A 17,980-nucleotide genomic window follows, 5' to 3' on the forward strand; every position below is an offset into this window, starting at 1 on the left:
TTTTACACCTGAATGCAACTGAACTCTATTACACTAGATTCTCATTTGGCGTGTTAAGGTTAATGATGATGAATGCGGTAGAATCAATAGTAGAGTGGTCCAAGGATAAGCCCGTATGGTGGAATCTAGCACTAAAGGTTGCTCTTGAAGAGGGAGAGCTAAACCAAAACCATATCGATTTTATTTTCAATTTTGCGAAGAGTGTTGAGGGCTTGGAACCGAAACACCCAAACCATGAGCAGTTGTTATCACCGATTGATATATCGGGCTACATGGCCGAAGAAAATTCGGTTCGACTGATTAGCTTGTCTCAAGTTGAAGGTGTTGCTGCGTTAGCGGAAGATCAAAAATTAGATTTTAGAAAAGATGGATTAACTATCGTATATGGAGACAACGGGGCCGGTAAGTCGAGCTATACGTCAATTTTAAAACATGCGTGTTTGACTCGGGGAGCATTGAAACCTATTGCGGGTAATGTTTTCACTTCTACACCTAAACCTCCTCAAGCTTTACTCACACTCGAGATTGATGGCACACCGACAGAATTAACATGGAGTAATGGGGCATCAAACAATAATGCTGCCAAGTCTATTCGTGTATTCGATTCATCTTCAGCACACCACTATTTATCTAATGAAGATGCTTTAGGTTATAAACCAGTAGGTTTGAACTTAATCACAGAGCTTACAAAGGTTGTGGAAAGCATAAAAAATAGAATAAGTGAAGATGTCATGGGTCGTAACGGTTTTGTTGCTATTCCATCGTTAAATTCACAAAGTAAAGCTGCATTGTTTCTTAATCAAATTTCAGAGTTAACAAATGAAGCTGATATTGAATTGCACTGCGCAACTAAGGAAGAAATTGAATCTATAAAACCATTGCAGGACGAGCTGGTTAGTGACATGGCCAAATCGCCAGAACAAATCAGAAAGAGTTTAATTAAGCAGCGTAGTTATATTGCCCCTTTACTTGAGTCCTACAAAAGACCTATCGAAGTACTCGGTTCTAGTAATTTCGATGTGTTAAAAGGTTTAGAACTCGACTATCAAGAAAAGAAACAAGTATCTGAAGCGTTAAGACAAAAGACACTAAGTGATCTACCGTTTGATAATATTGGTGATACACAATGGACTGTCCTTTGGAGAGCAGCAAAAGATTTCTTGGTAAGCGAAAATAAAGGCCAACAATTCCCTCCAACAAAAGGTGATTCCTGTCCGTTTTGCTTACAAGAGATCCAAGAGACATCGGCTGACAAATTACAAGAACTCAAAGCTTTTCTTAATGACAAAGCTGCAAGAAATACAGCTGAAGCACTGAAAGCACTAACACTGGCTAAGGCTGCCGTTAAGTCTTTGAGTTTGAATATTGCCCAATTTGAAGGTGTATTGAACGACCTTGACATAATAAAACCTGGGTTAAAAGTTGGGCTTGAGGAATTAAACCAGAATTTAATAAACAGGCAGACTGTTTTGTCAGGTTCCGTGCTACCCGAGTCGTTAGACGTAGTTAGCTTGTCTCATTTCCAATCATTGCGGGAAATAGATAAAGATCTGTTCACGCAAATCAGAGAACTTGAACAGCAAAGCAGTAACAACGAATTTGTGGCTAAGAAACAAGCAAGACTGACCGAACTAACAGATCGAGCCTACATTGCCAAACACAAAGCTAACATCATAACTAACGTAAGACGGTCAAAAAGAGTAGCTAAGTTAAATGAGATCTCAAGTCAATGCGCTACGAGAAGTATATCAACGTTGTCAGCTAGGATTTATTCACATGGTGTTATAGAGCCACTAAAAGAGTCTTTTGTGAAAGAGCTTAAATCCTTTGGTTTTAATAGATTTGACATCAAAGTTAAAACAAGAAATAAAGCCGGACAACAGCAATTTAAATTAGAGCTAGCCAACTCAAACGAATCTGTTGTTAGTAAAGTTGCTAGTGAAGGTGAACAAAGGTGTATCGCAATTGCGAGCTTTTTATCAGAAATGAAAGCTGACTCTAGAAGATCTGCTGTTCTATTTGATGATCCAGTGAACTCACTTAGCCATCAATGGAGTGCAAAAGTCGCAAAAAGGTTATTAGAGGAATCACTAGAACGCCAAGTCATTGTGTTTACTCACGACATAGTATTCTACAAGCTACTACTAGAAGCTTCAGATAGCCTAAAGCAAGATAAGGTCAATTGCATCAGCCTAGAAAGATCTAGAAGTAACTCCGGCCTTGTAAGAACCAATCCTCCGTGGGACGCACTTCCTACATCGAAGCGAATTGGAATTTTAACTACTAAGCTCCAAAAACTTCGAAAGATTGATGAGACAGGAACAGAGACTGAATTTAGAGAAGCTGCTGCGGTTTTCTATAGTTTTCTGCGTGAAGCATGGGAGCGATTGGTTGAAGAAAAACTATTAAATAAAGTCGTTAATAGGTTCGAAAGAGGTGTGCATCTGCAAAGATTAAATCGACTAGACGATATTACTAATGTTGATTTAGAGCGTATTCACCTTGCGTATGATAAATGCTGTATCGACTTTATTGGTCACGACACAGCCGCAGGTATACGTCCTTGTCCAACGATCGATGAAGTAGTAGCCGATTTTGATGAAATTAAAGATTACCTCAAACATCTACAAACAGATCGAAAAAGAACTTAATACTAGCTAACACTGAAGGAAAGATGGAATTTACCCCCGTGATACATCACGGGGATTAAACGCATGATAAGAATGGATAACTTTTAGTATGGCAAAAGCTTATTAACAGGATGCGAATGAGTAAAAGGTCTAAGCAACTTCGGGGCACTTTCGAGTTAGAAAGTACCACGGGTAAGAATTCACCCTATGAGGGTTTTGGACAAAAACGGTTTAGCTCCACTGAACTAAACCGTTTCTATCAGGTTTGAAAAAGGTTCTTCAAACCATAAATCGTACGATGAGCCTATCTAACGAAAACTTGGGATAATTGCTGGAATCCCCGGAAGTAAGCCAACCAACGCCATTACACTTGTTAATACAACAAACATAATGCCAGGCAGTACCCAACGGCTCATTTTACTGAGTTCCCCACTACGTTCTTTACAGCCAACTAAACCTAAGTTATCTAGCAGCATGGTGAGAGACCAGCCAAATGCAGGGTTAACGAGCGCTGAAGAAAATACAACTATCGCCGCCGATTGAGTGGTTTTACCCTCACGCGTCATTTCCATTCCTGCTTCTAGCAATGGAACAAATACCCCAACAATGAGCGCAACACAAAGTACCGGTTGCCAGATCGCTAAGTCCATTGGGTAACCCCAAACTGCGGCGATGATACAAAACAGCGCCGTCAACAAAGCGCCGGCAGGAATAGGACGTTTAGCGATAGCCGCCGGAACGATGTAAGTTCCCCACGAAGACGTAAAGTTAGTACCACCGAGCAAAGAGCCGAACGTCTGACGAATTGAGGCAGTGGTCATGGTATCGTCGATGTTCATATGTACTTTTTCTGTACGTTCTGGATAGCTGATTTTTTGGAATACTTGATGCCCTAAGAAATCTGGCGACCACATAGCTACGGCCAAAATGGCAAAAGGCAGCACGACCATGAAGTGTTCAATCGTCGGTAAACCTAGCATCCAACCTGTATCTTCCCCCCACCAATACATAGGGTTCATATTGGGTAAGCCGGGCTCGGTTTGAAAAGAAAACGGAGCGCCCATAGCAAAAGCTAACGTGCCGCCTAGCAAGCAACTAAGAGGAACGGCTAGCCAACGCTTACGAAAATGTTCCAGTAGTGCATATAAAATAATGGTGCAAAAGATCACGACAAAAGCAATGTGGCTCATCCCTATTCCCTCAGCCCAAGCGAACAGCTTTTTCACTTGAGAGACGGTTCCAACAAAGCCTAGGTAAAGCAACAAACCACCGCACACGCCTTTACTAGTGAGGTTTGCCAACATGCTGCCACCTTTACTGATGGCTAACAGTATGCCAAAGGCGCCAATCAGCAGACCAAAGGCCATAGGGTGCCCACCAGCAGCAACGACGATAGGAATTAATGGAATGAGTGGGCCGTGTGTACCCGCGAGGTTTGCGGTCGGCAGTAGAAAGCCTGAAAAAAGAATTATGAAAACAGAGGCGATGAGTAGTTCATAACGAACATTTTCTAAAATAAAGCCTTCGTTCAACCCTAGAGCCCCGGCAAAGGTTGCTGCGATCGCTCCCACCATAACGACTTTACCAATGGTCGCAGCCATCGCTGGAATGGTGTCTTCTACCTCAAAACGATAATCTTTAAACGGCAAATTGGGACGCCAACGTTTAGGCGCCATGATTTGCAACTCGTGCTCTAAATATTGTTCTCGGGACTCAAACTCCGAACTTGGTTTATGTTGTTGTTCATAAGTGAGTTCATCCTCACTGGCTTTAGGCTTATCTGTTCCAATATGTACGGACTCTAAAGTGCTGCTCATTGTGATTCCTTTCGTTCACACTCTAAGGTGTGTTTTTCCAACCAACGTTGTTTACTCACTAAACGAAGATTAAGCGAGTCGTTGTCTATATATTCTCTGCTACAAGAACTCGATGACTGATCTTTATGAACTCTTAAAATTCAGTTGCTAGTACCTTATACCAAACGAAAAAATACAAATAGTCTCAGGTAGTTAGACATTAGTCGTAGGGTTCGGGCTAACGGTATGAGCGTTGTGATGAGATTTGATATAACTAGCCTAAGGTCTTTGGCGAGACCGAACGAAAGGTGTGGAAGCGTGGTGAGCCAACAGCAACAGAAAGCTTGAGTTAGCGGCTTTTTATCCAATAAAGAAAGGGGCTCACGGAGCCCCTTTTTGTCTGTTGATTCATTTATCGCAATTAGTCTAACAGCGCATCAACTGGATAACATCTTTCGAAACACTCGCTGCTTCAATGTCTTCCAACGCACCAGCAACAAACCAATGGCGATTAGGATATAGATGGTTGGCTCTGCTACCTCTGACTTCACCGACCAATAGAAATGAATCGGTGCCAATATCGCAGCTAAGTAAACCCAGTTATGCAGCTTTTGCCATTTAGGACCCATTTTACGTTGTATAGATTGAGTCGAAGTCACCGCCAGAAGTAACAAGATTGCCCACACTGCTGCACCAACGGTCAAATAAGGGCGTTTGACGATTTCAGAAGCAAGTAAACTCCAATCTAACCCTAAATCAAGCACAGCAAACGCAACCAAATGAAGCACTGCCCAGAAAAAGCTGTAGAGCCCAAGTAGTCTCCTAACTCGAACTAACAAACCCTGCTTGGTCCAACGCGCAAGCGGAGAAACCAGCAAGGTAATAAACAGCGTATTCAGCGCGCTAATACCCGTGTAATGAATGATGCCTTGAACGGGATCGCCACCTAAGTTGTCAGTATTAATAGCAATGACCAGCAGACCTAAGAAACCGAGAGAGACAAGGTGGATCAGAACTTTAAGCGCAATGATGTGTTTTGGCGTCAGCTTTCTCAATAGAACTTCCTCAGGTCCATATTCTTATAGAGATGCGCCACCTCTTCCTCGTAGCCGTTGAACATCAATGTTGGCTGTCTGCGAGTGCTGAGCACACTGCCCTCGCCGATGAAACGCTCGCTTGCTTGGCTCCAGCGTGGATGGTCGACATTCGGGTTCACATTAGCGTAAAAACCGTATTCATTTGGCGCTAAACGATTCCACGTTGTTGGTGGCTCCCGGTCGGTTAGACGAATTCGAACAATAGACTTGATGCTTTTGAATCCGTACTTCCAAGGTACAACTAAGCGAAGTGGCGCACCGTTTTGTGGTGCAAGCGTCTTACCGTATAAACCCACAGAAATCAGCGCGAGCGGGTTCATTGCTTCATCAAGGCGAAGCCCTTCGACGTAAGGATATTCAATACTGCTAAAGGAGCCTTGGGCTGGGAACTGTTTCGGGTCGTAGAGGGTTTCAAAAGCAACGTATTTCGCGCTACTTTTTGGGTCCGCCATTTTGATGATGTCCGCTAGAGGAAAACCAATCCACGGAATGTTCATTGACCATGCTTCGACACAACGTAAGCGATAGATTCTCTCTTCTAGTGTGAACTTGTTAAAGATGTCGTCGTAGTCGAGCTTAATCGGGTTATTCACCAAGCCGTCTATCTCAACCGTCCATGGGTCAGACACAAATTCAGAAGAGTTTTTCGCAGGATCAGACTTATCGGTACCAAACTCATAGAAGTTATTGTATTTCAGAACCTTACTTTCAGGAGTAAGGGAAAGATCCGCTTGATACTGCTGTGGCTTAGTCACGCTAAGGTCAATTCGATTATCTGAGACTGGCTTTTCCTTTGACGAGAAGATGTCCAAAATACCCGCTTGTGCATTCGCAGCGAGTGGCATACCGACAACCGCAATGCCAAGCTTTTTCAATATCTCTCGACGCTCTTTATAGACGGACTCTGGCGTCGCTTCGTTTTCAGATAAAGCCCAGCGATGATTCTTCTTAATCCACATAATCTTCCCCGAATGTGTTCATACTTTAGTAAATAGCGAACTGGTAATACGTTGATTAAGACAGACCGTAGCAATGGCAGTTCTATTTCATTGAAAACGAAAAACCGATATGCATACGAGTTAACGCTTTTCATCGATGTCCGTTAGGAGTCTAGGTTCGTTGGGAGGCTAAGTCCATTAAGAGATGATTCCGTTAATGAGGGAACCTTATTCGCGAGGAAATCATGTCATCTGTTTTGGTTTGTTCGCATCTTTATCTAAGGTTTGAAGAATAAGGCATACACCAATTAATCCAACGCCAATCCAACCAGAGATAGCAATCTTCTCCCCAACAATCCAAACCGCCAGCACCGCCGCAACAACCGGTTCAAACAACGTGAGAAGATTGGCACTGCTAACATCAACGTACCTTAATCCATAACCATAGGCGAGATAACCTAAACACATTGGAATGATCGCCATATAGACCGAAACAGAAGCGTTCGTGACTCCGGTGAATAGGTTCTCTCCGGTAAACGCTAAGCTAGGCAATAACAACAGAGCACCACCAGCAAAGATACTACCTAACGCCGCTTGAGATTTGATTCCCCCATCAATCATTCGCTTAGCAACCCACGAATAAATGGCGTAACTTAACCCTGCTATTAGCCCCAAAACGATGCCAAATAGATAAGAGGCTTGGTCTGATTCAACCGCCCCACCCGATTTCGCCATGACTAACATCATGATGCCCACCAGACCAAATGCGAAGCTCACCCACCATTGAGCAGAAACGCGCTTGCCTTTGCTAAAAAGACACTCTATCAAAACAGTAAAGAAAGGCGCACTGGCAATTGAGATAACGGTACTAACGGCAACACCAGAAAGCTTCATCGACGTGTAAAACGCCAAAGGATATACAGCTAATGCAACGCTGCTTATTGCTAATGCCAACTTAAACAGTAAAATCTGATGGAATTGATGACGGATGCTACGCCAAGATAACATTGCTTGAATAACACCACCAACGCCCATAGCAAAAGCGCCAATGGCTAAAGGGCTGACTTGATGAGCAAAACTTGCGGCTGTGCCTGTCGTTCCCCACAACAAAGAAGCGAACAAGATCGCCAGTGCGCCCGCTTGATATTGGCTCGTCGATTGAATCGCAACAGATGACATGCTTTATTTCTCTATACTGATTTTCAATAGAGAAAAGGATACGTTGATGAAGAAGGTATAACTTTGCAGAAAGGACGCAACATTCGTTTAATGAGACGTTATTGACGGGCTAACTCGCGTGGCGACAAACCAAAGTGGATTGAAAAGCGACGACTGAACGCAGATAAATCGGTGTACCCGACTCGCTCGGCAATCAGTTGAACTGGTAAGTCGGTATGCGTGAGCAAAGCTTTGGCTTTTTCCATTCGCAACTCGGTGATGTACTGCAATGTGCTGACGCCAAGACTTTCTTTAAATCGCTTTTTAAATTGAGTCGGGCTCAAACAAGCTATCTTAGCCAGCTCATCGATAGACAAAGCCGTATCCATGTTTTCAGCAATATGGCTTTGTACTGCTCGAATCCTTGGATCAACAGGCTTTGCGTGGGTCTGCTGTTCTAGTAGCATCGAGAACACATTCAAAATCGAGCCCTCTAACCCACTATCAACTTGGTGCTGCAACTGTTTTTCTACAAAATGAAGATAGCTTAACAGTGGTGGCGTAACAGAAAACACTGCCAATTGTTCAGTAAGAAAGTGCTCTGGCAAAACGTCCAAATCCGCAACAATAAAACGCGCCATTTCATCGGCTTTGAATCCATGCTCAGTGCCAGCAGGAATCACGACACACTCACCAACGGTGACTTTACCAACAAAGTTTGTCATCTCAATCGCAATATTGCCGTGAATAGGCAGCACCAATTGATGATAATCCCCGTGTGAATGGCTCTGTAATTGCTTGGTATAAGCTCGAATACTGAGGCTATTTTTCATATCAGATTAGCTAACGAATACGCTTATTTTCAGAAAGATACGTTGAGTATAACCAGTCGAACACACAACACAAACACACCGACTGATTTGGATTATTAACCAAATCTAAAAACTGATTTAGGGATTAGCCCTCTTATCATTAACAATCGCAACTCTATACTGGCACTGTTCCCGAACTTTCGAATCAAGAGCCTTGTGATGATAGCGATTTCCTCGACCTTAAAATCCGTTCTCGAAAAAACACTGCCGCTGACTGTCGGCCTTTTTGCGATCATGTCAGTACAACTTATCGATGCGGTGTTTATCGGCATGCTTGGCGTGAACGAACTTACTGTGCAAGGTATCACGATGCCGTTTCAGGCTGGCTTTATTGGCATTCAAGTCGGCATAGGTGTTGCGGCAACGTCCATCATCTCGCATGCTTTTGGGGCAAATAATACGCAACGCGCGACAAATACCGCTTCACTTGCGTTACTGGTCGGCAGCGCTTTTATCGCTCTCATCGGAATTGCGTTGTGGTTGATGGAGCAAAGTGTGTTTTCTGCATTTGTCTCTGTGAAAGACAGCGGCGCACAGTATCAACAGCTCGAAACGTTATTTGGTCAGTTCTGGGGCTTATGGCTGTTGAGCGCACTATCCAGTGCCGTACTGTATTTAATGACCTGTGTTTACCGTGCGAACGGTGATACTAAAGTCACTGGATCTGTCTTTGTTATCGCAAGCCTTATCAACCTCGTGCTCGACCCGATCTTTATGTTTGTTCTAAACATGGGGATTGCAGGTGCTGCATTAGCCTCGATGCTTGGCTTTGCCATCAGCGCGGGTTACATGATGAAGAAAGCCAAAGGCCGACAATGGTTCGCGCCTTTTTCTTCGGCTCTAGCTAGCAAAGACGATGCTGCTCTGCTGATCAAAACCACGATTCCAACCATGATGAATCAGATTTTACCGTCCGTTAGTGCTTTCGTGACGGTTATGTTCATCGCTCATCTTGGTACTAATGAAATTGCATTTTGGAGCTTATTAAACCGAGTGGAAAGCTTCTTGCTGATCTTCACGCTGGCACTCACCATGTCTTTGCCACCAATGATTGGCCGTGAACTCGGTGCCGAACGTTTTGATTCAATCCAAGCGCTCGTCCAATCGGCTTCTCGCTTTGTGATTTTGTTCCACTTAGCCATCGCAACTTTGTTGGTAGTGAGTTTACCAATCGTTGTTCCTCTACTATCGGCGGACAACACAATGCAAGAGTGGTTAAAGCTAGCGCTTTGGGTGATTCCGTTTAGCTACGGTCCTTTAGGTTTGTGTATGGTTGTCACTTCCATCTTCAACGCATTAGGCAAACCAAAAACTGCCCTATTCGTTTGCTTTGTAAGATTGGTGGTTCTGTACATCCCAGCGATCGCCATCGGTTCGTTACAGGGTGACATTTTTACAATCGTCATCGCGGCGACAATTGCTAACGTTCTAGCGGGCTTGTTTGCATGGTTACAGTTAACGAGCTATGTAAAACAAAATTTGTCTGCGACTCAAGCGTCGATGTTGGAAGTGGAAGCAGTGAAGTAAGAGAGGATTATGGATTGAAAAGATAAACGCCCATACTTTTGAATAAGTGTGGGCGTTTTTGTTTTTGGCGCCGTACCTAGGGGGATGAGGTCATTACTCTTCTGCGTACTTTATAAAACCGGCACGTGATGCGCTTCCACTTTGGTTTTGTGAATGTGGCTCATCTTATGGGTATTAACGAAGTCTGTTCCGCTCCTAAAGCCCGTTTTCACTTTAGTAGTGAGTACTGCAATGTTGTTACCAAAGACAACGTCTGTGTGACGGGCATATTCGCATTCCGTAGTCTTAACGCCTCGCTCAGCAAATCCCTGCTCCATCTTACGAGAGTAAGTAACGAAGTCCGCAGGCGTGATTTTTTCATTTAGTTTCGAGTTGCTTGTTACTGCGCTGATTACATCCGCGGGTGACAACGATTTATCGAGACTTTCTAAGACCTCTACTGCTTTTTTAGGATGTACCGTTGGTGGTCTTTCACAGGTATACATTTCGTAGAGGTACTCAACAACCGTCTCAATATCCTCTTTATTGTGCCCACCCATCAGATAACTTCCGTTACCTACCGCACCACCGGAAAACTTGCTCTGGCCATTAAGGTGCTTCGCTAAATCACCGTCTGGCTTGATGCTGACACCGATATCAAAGAAATAATCTCCGGCATTTAAAGCCAGTAAAGAGACCATGTTCTTTACAAAAGCCGGGCTACCGTGATTGATGCTTGCCTCATACAATTCTGTCATCTTCTCGGCAATGACTGGCGACTCCATGTTTTTCTTCTTTAGCAATTCATCCACTGAAACGAACTTAACATTATCTGGAAGCTCGACGCGTGAGTCGTAACAAGTTCGCCCTTTAGTACGTCTATCAACATATATAACGTGTTTTACCTTTGGGGTAATTTTGGCATTACTAATGACGTTCAGTAGGCCATGTTCCTTTTCAACACTTGGAATAATATTGTCTTCACCACTTTCCGCTTTTGTATTAACCCAACAATAAGCAACGGTCTTGGTTGGTAGCTTGGAAAAACTCGGTTTTGCGCACAACAAAGAACTGAGTCCACTCTTTTTCTTATTTTCTTTTAATGGTGTTAGTGCTACGTCGGTGTTTTCGTTGTTGCGCTGAGCAATGACTCTTTCTCGATTCGCTGCCCAGCGTTTATTGTCTGCTTGTGTCACTTTTAGCTCTTCCTTACGAGCTAAACGTTGTTGGGTGGCGCGTTCTTGAACAGATTGTTGTACTTGTTCTGTGTGGTCACTTGGAGAAGATTGATATCGCATTAAGTTGGCCCTAATTATCAAATGTAAGAATTTGTTACAATATGATAAATTTGACACTTAGAATAAATAGTGGTGGTGAAGTAACCGCTCAATAAGATATTATTACTAATTAAAAGCTCATTATGAAGGGGGAAATCACATTATTTTCTCTTCTATATAATGGTAATGAGTACGGTAAATACCACTAAATATAAATTATTGTATATTTGCTCTAATTTATCATGAGTAATAAATAATTTAGTTCGCAATTAAATAAGTATTATCTAATTTATTTTTCATTAATAAACTAAGTAAGAGTTAATAGGCTCTAATATTTAAAAAGGGACTCAAACGAGTCCCTTGGTGGTTTCAAATAATCTTAAGCATTCGTTAGTTTTTTCAGCTCTGCTTTGTTCTCTTCTAACCAAGCTTCGAAACTCTGAGGCTGCTTGCCTGTCAGTTGTTCAAACGCTTCACTTGTACCATCTGAGTAGTTTCCGCGATTGTGCTTATCCATCGTCACACACAACTCTACGATGGGAGCAGGCAACTCAAACGACTCAAGCTGTGCTTGGTAATCTTCGTCAGACAGGTTAACCATGTTGATAGACGTACCGAGAACTTGGTCTATCACTTTCGCCATTTCTGCGTGCGTTAGAGATTGCGCACCGTTCATTGGTAAGACCACTTTGCCCTGCGCTGGTTTCACTAGAGCAGATGCCGCAGCAAGAGCGAGATCTTTGCGTGATAGTTGTGCAGAGCGCCCTTCTGCTGCCGACGTCAACCAATGACCCGATTGTAGAATGCTCGCAAAGTATTCTGCCAAGTTCTCGAAGTACCAGTTGTTACGCATGATGGTCGCATTAGCGATACTGCTTTGTTTAATCGCATTCTCGGTCGCTTCATGCTCATGAGCGAACATCACTGGTGAGCTCTCTGCAGAAGGCATCGAAGTGTAAGCAATGTGGCTCACCCCTACTTGTTCTGCTGCCGCGACAGCATTCAAGTGCGCTTGAGTGCGAGGACCAGAGGCGTCGATGCTGATCAATAGCATGCTGCCTGCTCCTTGGAAGGCTTTCTCTAGTGACTCTGGGCTTGAAAAATCTGCTTCGCGAACATCCACACCTTGGCTTGCTAACGCTTGCAGTTTGTCAGCATTACGAGTGGTCACAATCAATTGGCTTGGTTGTACATTTAGGTCTTCAAGCAATGCTTTTACTACTTGTGAACCTAGTTTACCTGATGCGCCTGTTACTAGAATTTTACGATCTGACATGATGGTTTCTCCATTCAATTCTTACATTATTTCTTTCTGAATAAGGCGGAAATGACCAAGCTGTTTTGGCTTCCCGCTATCGATGGAGACACTATATCGTTTGATGATTGATAGATAATTAGCCTTTGATTAAACTAATTGTTCATTCTGACTAAACAATAATAAATAGCTTTTGGAAAGTAATCGGTATGATCTCACTCGATGACATGATGGTCTTTGCCAAAGTGGCAGAGAAACAATCCTTTACTCAAGCAGCTGACGATCTTGATATTGGCAAAGCACGCGTCTCACAAATCGTCTCTAAACTTGAGCAAGCGTTGAATACTCGTCTGTTGCATCGCACAACACGCTCCCTTTCGTTGACTGATGCAGGTTTACGCTATTACGAAAAGTGCAAACTGATTGGTGATATTGCGTCTGAAGCTAATGCAGAAACACAAGATGCCAATCAAATCCCTAGTGGGACGATTCGTATTTCTACGCCTAGCTCAGCTTTGGTCGATTTACTGAGTGAGTTCTTACACCTCTATCCGGAAATCAAACTCGACATTATTGAGAGCGACAGTTACAGCAACCTGATTGAATCTCGTTGTGATATTGCACTGCGCGCCTCTTCCGCTTTAGAAGATTCGAGTTTATATGCGGTTAGACTGGGCTATTTTCGCGATATGATTTGCGCCACGCCAACCTATCTCAGCAAGGTAGAAACGGTATCGACACCGGAAGATCTTCTCTCGCTAGATTGGATTAGCCACCATATCGTTCACGGTGATAAGCAACTCACGATGACCAACAGCCAAGGTCATGTCACGCGCTTGGTCCACAGTCCAAAAGTGCAAGTGAGAACCGCGGCCACAGTCAAAGAATTCGTTTTGAATCATCTTGGGTTTGCCATCATGCCAAGCTTTATGATGAAGGAAGAATTAGCGCGAGGAGATTTAGTTCGCATCCTACCCGATGTGCACGACTTGGAGATCCCGATTTATGCGGTGTACCAAGAGAAAGCCTTGATGCCGCTTCGAGTTCGCACTCTCATCGAATTCTTGAAGCAAAAGACTGATGCGTTTGAATAACGTCGAACGTCTCCTATGAAACTCAGTAATCCCTAAGCACAGTATTCCCAAAAGAAAAGCCCACCGGAAAGTGGGCTTTGTTCTCTTCTAATAACGAGAATAATAACTAGTAGCTCGCTTGAATGCTGACACCACTATAGTTTGAGTAACCTTGAATCATGACGTGGTAGCGTCCACTTTGTGTTGCGCTGACCGTACATGTCTCATTGTTACCGTATTTGAAAGGTCGGCAGTCCCACGCATTCAGTGCTGGTTTGGCACCAAAACGGAGATACAAGTCGGCATCGCCAGTACCGCCATACATCTGTACGGTTAAGCGCTGCCCCGCTTCTACATCAACATAGTAATACGCGACTTGACCAGTTGAACCACTTAAACCACTCACTGGCACACCAGAGGTTAACTTGCCTTCTGGGTCCGGTGTTGGATCTGGGCCACCACAGTCTTGACCACAATCAGCATCGGTTAAGCTGTAAAGTAGCTTGTTCACGCTGCCTCTTGTATCCGTCACCTTTCCGCTTGTTGCGCGACTAACGATCAAGGCTTCCACTTGGCTTGGTGACAACGAACTGTTTTCTTGAAGATACAGCGCTGCTACACCCGCTACATGTGGCGTCGCCATCGATGTACCACTAATGGTTTTGTAGCCACCGTCATACCATGCAGATTTGATTTGTGAGCCTGGCGCAAACACATCCACACAACTGCCCCAGTTTGAAAAACTCGAACGTGCATCCGTGCTGGTGGTCGAGCCGACAGTTACACCAGTAGCAACGCGCGCTGGAGAGTAGTTACACGCATCGGCATTGGAGTTACCTGCCGCAAGCATAAAGCTGACACCTGATTGAACCGCACTTTGCACCGCACTATCGAGAGCGACAGATTGACCGCCACCCAAACTCATATTGGCGACTGAAGGTCCGGAAGCATTCGCAGCCACCCAGTCCACACCGGCGATAACACCAGACGTAGAGCCCGAACCGCTACAGCTCAATACTCTCACGCCGACAAGGTTGACGTTTTTCGCAACACCATACAAGCTGCCGCCAATGGTGCCCGCTACGTGTGTGCCGTGTCCATTACAGTCACTTGCATCTGCATCGTTGTCGACAAAGTCATACCCTGAGACCGAGCGACCACCAAACTCAACGTGTGCATTGTTCACACCAGTATCGATAACATAAGCCGTTACCCCAGTCCCATCAAAGTTGGCACTGTAGTTGTTATCGAGTGGTAAGTTACGTTGGTCGATTCGGTCTAGTCCCCAAATGGCGCTGGTTTGATTTGCGTCTGCCGAGACTATTGGGTCAAGCGATAGGATTCTGTCCTGCTCGATATAATCCACACGAGGATCAGAACGCAGGTCTTTTAGTTGCTCAGGACTCAAGTTAGCGACAAATCCACTTATCGAGTGGTCAAAAACCGACTCCACTTGTATCGAATACAAACCGGACATTCGGTCTACAGACTGTTGCGTGAATTGCTCGAATTCCGTTGAGTTACTCGCCATCATTTGCGGTTGTTGAAATACCACTATATAGCGATCTGCAATGGCGATGTCATCCGGTGCAAGCATCAAAGTTGCAGGCAATGTGTCGGGAACTTGTTGTAACTCTGCACTGTCCGCAATCTCATTAGATTGCGAAAAAGCGATAGAAGAATGAAAACAGAGTGCCGAGGTGATACAACAACTTAGTAGTTTCTTTAACATAAAATGTTCCTTGAAATCATAGTCTTGTTGAATTTTACCTAGTACCAAACTGTCAACACGAAAACACAGACAATCAGCGTAGTACGCTCAATACGTGCTGCAGTGACGTTACACAAATCAAACTAGACAATGAGCAACCACATGCATAATTGATAATAATTCACATACTCAGAAACATGATCAATAACCAAGCTTTATTGAAATTGAAATGCAAAGATTCATTTAGACTTAGAGCAAAATCCCTAAAATAGAATAATTCTACACACCTGACTTATTGCCTGTTATATACCCTCCCCTTACCGATAATTTACGCAATAAAAACCGAGCTTCTTCTATATCCTAGGTTTTTCGCCTACCAAAATTCATTTGATTGCATAATTGACGTATCTGCAGCTAATTCCTAGCTAACTTGGTGCCATCATCAAATCGATTAAAGCTATATGCACATCTTTCATGCTGTATATAGATAGCATCCAGTATTCTTTGGCGGCATCCTTGTCACCGTTTCTATTTATCACGCAAAAAATAATAAATAACTGACAAGGCTTGAGCACCAATTAGAACAAGAAAAGCAAATTGATACTTGACTGATAAGTCATGTATTGAAACAAACGAAGAATACTGAACTAGTAATCCAAATCCAACTTGAGCAGCGATCGCTGCTGCGAAGGTCATAATGTTAAAAATTGAATTTGTCGTCGATAAACAATCGAAAGGTGTCTTCTCTGCAATACTTGAAAAAGTTAACATACCTGAAGTACCAAGAAGCGCTAACATCCCCCATAAAATCATGCTATGTGACTGAACGATAACAATAACCAATTGATTAATGACTGCAATAGAAATAAAGATCACTGTCACTGAATCAATACTCATACTTAAGTACTTTTTTGCTACTGTCGCAGCCTTACCCAATAAGACTGAACCTAATATAGTCGTCAGCGACATCACCAACAGTACAAGCCCAACCCTTTTCTCAGCACTTTCATTAAGATTGGCCAGCCACATACCTGCCCCCAAACTTTGCATTGCAGAAGCAAGCCCTATCGACAAAGCTGAAGGGATGCCAATCTTCCACAAAACAGGGTTAGATAAGGCTTGAGTGATATTGATTTTAGGTGTTTTCTCACTTGATTGTGGCTGGGTAGGAACTCCAAATACCATGCATAGCCAAGAGAATAAAACGAGTCCACTTACGATAAGGTAAATGGTTCTCCAACCATACAGTTCAGAAACATATTCAGCAGGCCAAGTGGCTAAGACACCTCCAAGGGCGCCGATACCTAATACTAAACCATTATAAGTAGGGACTTTATCGTCTGGACACCATTGCTTAACAGCCTTAAAAGCTGACATCAAAGCCACAGACAAGCCGATCCCCAACAACAACCGACCGAAGAAAAAAGATGCAAAACCTTCAGCCGTAAAACATATCAAAGCACCTAATAAAGCGACTGGAATTAAACTTACCTGCACTTTTTTAGAGCCGTATTTGTCGAGCATAATTCCTAATGGGAGTTGAAAGATTACAAAAGAAATATAAAAGGCTGATGTCGCTAGAGAGATTGCTGAATCAGAGAGGTTTAACTCTTCAGTGATCACTGTACTTAGTACAGCATTTACTGTTTTTGACAGATCTGAAACAACGAATACCAGAGCAAATATTAATATGGGAGCCTGAGCTTTTATCATTGTGTGCCCTTCAGCTTACATACAGCCAGTGTGAGTTGCTTTTCTACCGAGTTAGCATTTTTTAGTATGACTACGGTAAATACCTCTGACAGTTCTTTCTTTAAGTTGTCTAAGCTCGGTCTTCTCGCAATGTTAGCCAAAAACAAGTCGTTATCTTCTATTTTCAATTCACTCAATGAGCTTTTTTTAGATACTAGAGAATATACTTCAACCTGTTCTCTCTCTCTATTGACTTGGATAATGTCTATTAAGTTCTCTCTTTTAAAACCAAGCTTAGAAAATAAACCCATCCTCATTTTGTCATCATGATATTTTTCAATTTCACGAAGATAAAATTCATCTAGCGTCTCCTGGCATGGCGTATCAATACCAATAACTAATGCATCCTCACTACGCATTTGCTCGTGTTTAAACATGGAAACAACATCTTCTGATGCACAGTTTCCGTAATTGTTCCCCAGAAAGAGAAATAGTTTTAATTCATTTTCAGTTTCTTCAATAGGATTCAGTTTAAAGTCTGTATCTAGATAAGGACTTTTTACGAAGAATGCACCAACACTTTCACATGCACGCACAAGTTCATTAATTTGTTCACTTGTACTTTCGGAGTAAAGATCAATTATTGACAGTCTACTAACATTTAAATTATCACTCTCATTAGCTGATTCCACTTCAACTCCCCTCCAGCCATCAATAAATTTACTTGTCATCAAATCAATAATTCTTTAAATCTGTATGCATAAAAAATTAATCTATTGGTAAATTTCAACTTTTTGGAAGCTAACATACCTCTCAATGAAGAATGAAATAATTAAGATTATATAAACATTATTTATATAAATTTAATCACTAGGTGTGCCACCTAGTTTCTGGAAACTGATAGCTTGATTACGAAGATGGTTTTACTTTCTATAATCGCTCCCCCTTTCAAAAGATTGAGCCAATTTACATACA

At 42.9% G+C, this 17,980-nt stretch carries 13 protein-coding genes; 3 read left to right on the forward strand and 10 right to left on the reverse strand.

Going from position 1 to position 17,980, the window contains the following annotated elements; genetic code table 11:
- Nucleotides 1-62 precede the first annotated feature (62 nt).
- Complete coding sequence (locus KIT90_RS24690) at nt 63-2,651, forward strand: AAA family ATPase (protein ID WP_285379180.1); 2,589 nt, start codon at nt 63-65, stop codon at nt 2,649-2,651.
- A 287-nt stretch (nt 2,652-2,938) separates the two neighbouring features.
- Here the strand turns inward: KIT90_RS24690 and KIT90_RS24695 are convergent, their stop codons facing one another.
- The 5 genes from KIT90_RS24695 to KIT90_RS24715 form a co-directional block, all read right to left on the reverse strand.
- A complete protein-coding gene (locus tag KIT90_RS24695) occupies nt 2,939-4,447 on the reverse strand; it encodes a DUF3360 domain-containing protein (RefSeq protein WP_009704349.1) in 1,509 nt (502 codons plus the stop codon).
- 416 nt (nt 4,448-4,863) lie between these two features.
- Nucleotides 4,864-5,481: a protein-methionine-sulfoxide reductase heme-binding subunit MsrQ gene (msrQ, locus tag KIT90_RS24700; protein WP_285379182.1), complete on the reverse strand. Its 618-nt coding sequence runs from the start codon at nt 5,479-5,481 to the stop codon at nt 4,864-4,866.
- Complete coding sequence (gene msrP, locus KIT90_RS24705; RefSeq protein ID WP_005446028.1) at nt 5,478-6,482, reverse strand: protein-methionine-sulfoxide reductase catalytic subunit MsrP; 1,005 nt, start codon at nt 6,480-6,482, stop codon at nt 5,478-5,480. Before msrP ends, msrQ begins: the two co-directional genes overlap by 4 nt.
- A gap of 222 nt (nt 6,483-6,704) precedes the next feature.
- Nucleotides 6,705-7,640: a DMT family transporter gene (locus KIT90_RS24710; RefSeq protein ID WP_285379186.1), complete on the reverse strand. Its 936-nt coding sequence runs from the start codon at nt 7,638-7,640 to the stop codon at nt 6,705-6,707.
- Between the two features lie 98 nt (nt 7,641-7,738).
- Nucleotides 7,739-8,452 (reverse strand): AraC family transcriptional regulator, encoded by a 714-nt coding sequence (locus KIT90_RS24715; RefSeq protein WP_199458633.1) that lies wholly within the window; start codon nt 8,450-8,452, stop codon nt 7,739-7,741.
- Between the two features lie 198 nt (nt 8,453-8,650).
- Here KIT90_RS24715 and KIT90_RS24720 point away from each other — a divergent pair, with 198 nt between their 5' ends.
- The gene (locus KIT90_RS24720) at nt 8,651-10,018 is read left to right on the forward strand and encodes an MATE family efflux transporter (RefSeq protein ID WP_285379189.1); all 1,368 of its coding nucleotides are present in this window, start codon (nt 8,651-8,653) and stop codon (nt 10,016-10,018) included.
- 110 nt (nt 10,019-10,128) lie between these two features.
- Here the strand turns inward: KIT90_RS24720 and KIT90_RS24725 are convergent, their stop codons facing one another.
- Nucleotides 10,129-11,295: a hypothetical protein gene (locus tag KIT90_RS24725; RefSeq protein ID WP_285379191.1), complete on the reverse strand. Its 1,167-nt coding sequence runs from the start codon at nt 11,293-11,295 to the stop codon at nt 10,129-10,131.
- Between the two features lie 358 nt (nt 11,296-11,653).
- Entirely contained in the window at nt 11,654-12,550 is an 897-nt protein-coding gene (locus tag KIT90_RS24730; RefSeq protein WP_285379193.1) for an SDR family oxidoreductase, read from the reverse strand.
- 188 nt (nt 12,551-12,738) lie between these two features.
- Between KIT90_RS24730 and KIT90_RS24735 the strand changes: the two genes are divergently transcribed.
- The gene (locus tag KIT90_RS24735; protein ID WP_285379194.1) at nt 12,739-13,623 is read left to right on the forward strand and encodes a LysR family transcriptional regulator; all 885 of its coding nucleotides are present in this window, start codon (nt 12,739-12,741) and stop codon (nt 13,621-13,623) included.
- A gap of 106 nt (nt 13,624-13,729) precedes the next feature.
- Here KIT90_RS24735 and KIT90_RS24740 read toward each other — a convergent pair whose 3' ends face one another.
- The 3 genes from KIT90_RS24740 to KIT90_RS24750 all read right to left on the reverse strand — a co-directional run bounded on the left by KIT90_RS24740 (nt 13,730) and on the right by KIT90_RS24750 (nt 17,736).
- The gene (locus tag KIT90_RS24740; protein WP_285379196.1) at nt 13,730-15,334 is read right to left on the reverse strand and encodes a S8 family peptidase; all 1,605 of its coding nucleotides are present in this window, start codon (nt 15,332-15,334) and stop codon (nt 13,730-13,732) included.
- Nucleotides 15,335-15,841: 507 nt separating this feature from the next.
- Nucleotides 15,842-17,026: a nitrate/nitrite transporter gene (locus KIT90_RS24745; protein WP_285379198.1), complete on the reverse strand. Its 1,185-nt coding sequence runs from the start codon at nt 17,024-17,026 to the stop codon at nt 15,842-15,844.
- Entirely contained in the window at nt 17,023-17,736 is a 714-nt protein-coding gene (locus KIT90_RS24750) for an L-histidine N(alpha)-methyltransferase (protein ID WP_285379200.1), read from the reverse strand. The genes KIT90_RS24745 and KIT90_RS24750 overlap by 4 nt, the downstream gene beginning before the upstream one ends.
- Nucleotides 17,737-17,980 lie beyond the last annotated feature (244 nt).

It is taken from the genome of Vibrio sp. B172a (assembly GCF_030248355.1).
Classification (GTDB): domain Bacteria; phylum Pseudomonadota; class Gammaproteobacteria; order Enterobacterales; family Vibrionaceae; genus Vibrio; species Vibrio owensii.

Coding starts and splice junctions, on each gene's coding strand:
- KIT90_RS24690 (WP_285379180.1), top strand. CDS start 63: ATGATGATGAATGCGGTAGAATCAATAGTAGAGTGGTCCAAGGATAAG.
- KIT90_RS24695 (WP_009704349.1), bottom strand. CDS start 4,447: ATGAGCAGCACTTTAGAGTCCGTACATATTGGAACAGATAAGCCTAAA.
- msrP (WP_005446028.1), bottom strand. CDS start 6,482: ATGTGGATTAAGAAGAATCATCGCTGGGCTTTATCTGAAAACGAAGCG.
- KIT90_RS24710 (WP_285379186.1), bottom strand. CDS start 7,640: ATGTCATCTGTTGCGATTCAATCGACGAGCCAATATCAAGCGGGCGCA.
- KIT90_RS24715 (WP_199458633.1), bottom strand. CDS start 8,452: ATGAAAAATAGCCTCAGTATTCGAGCTTATACCAAGCAATTACAGAGC.
- KIT90_RS24720 (WP_285379189.1), top strand. CDS start 8,651: ATGATAGCGATTTCCTCGACCTTAAAATCCGTTCTCGAAAAAACACTG.
- KIT90_RS24725 (WP_285379191.1), bottom strand. CDS start 11,295: ATGCGATATCAATCTTCTCCAAGTGACCACACAGAACAAGTACAACAA.
- KIT90_RS24730 (WP_285379193.1), bottom strand. CDS start 12,550: ATGTCAGATCGTAAAATTCTAGTAACAGGCGCATCAGGTAAACTAGGT.
- KIT90_RS24735 (WP_285379194.1), top strand. CDS start 12,739: ATGATCTCACTCGATGACATGATGGTCTTTGCCAAAGTGGCAGAGAAA.
- KIT90_RS24740 (WP_285379196.1), bottom strand. CDS start 15,334: ATGTTAAAGAAACTACTAAGTTGTTGTATCACCTCGGCACTCTGTTTT.
- KIT90_RS24745 (WP_285379198.1), bottom strand. CDS start 17,026: ATGATAAAAGCTCAGGCTCCCATATTAATATTTGCTCTGGTATTCGTT.
- KIT90_RS24750 (WP_285379200.1), bottom strand. CDS start 17,736: ATGACAAGTAAATTTATTGATGGCTGGAGGGGAGTTGAAGTGGAATCA.